Raw genomic sequence first — 404 nt, 5'->3', positions numbered from 1 at the left:
ATCGTACTGCCACAGTTTCTTGCCGGTTCGCGCGTCCACGGCGAATACCCGCGAGTAGGAGCCGGTCAGGTACATCACCCCATCCTTGATCAGCGGCTGCGCCTGTTGGCCGCGCTGCTTCTCACCGCCGAAGGAAAACGCCCAGACCGGGCGCAGTTCCTTCACGTTGTTGGTGTTGAGCATGTCCAGCGGGCTGTAACGCTGGCCCTGCACGCCCAGGCCATTGGTCACGATCTGCTGGGAGTTCTTCGGGTCCTGGAGGATATCTTCAGTGCTGACGGCGGCGTGGGCAGCGCCGGCCAGCAACATGGCGCTGAGCACCAGGCTCACGGCGAACGCGGGACGACGTGGGGATCGGGTCATGTCGGCTACCTTTGGTTTTTTTGTTGTGCCCGGGAAATTTT

The 404-nt window shown here is 61.9% G+C and carries 1 pseudogene; it reads right to left on the bottom strand.

From position 1 onward, the window contains the following. A pseudogene (locus tag QWI17_RS06785) lies at positions 1 to 363 on the bottom strand (PQQ-dependent dehydrogenase, methanol/ethanol family); the annotation flags it as partial. Positions 364 to 404 lie beyond the last annotated feature (41 nt).

It is taken from the genome of Gilvimarinus gilvus (genome assembly GCF_030518155.1).
Taxonomy (GTDB): Bacteria; Pseudomonadota; Gammaproteobacteria; order Pseudomonadales; family Cellvibrionaceae; genus Gilvimarinus; species Gilvimarinus gilvus.
This window is presented reverse-complemented; position numbering and strand designations above follow the sequence as displayed.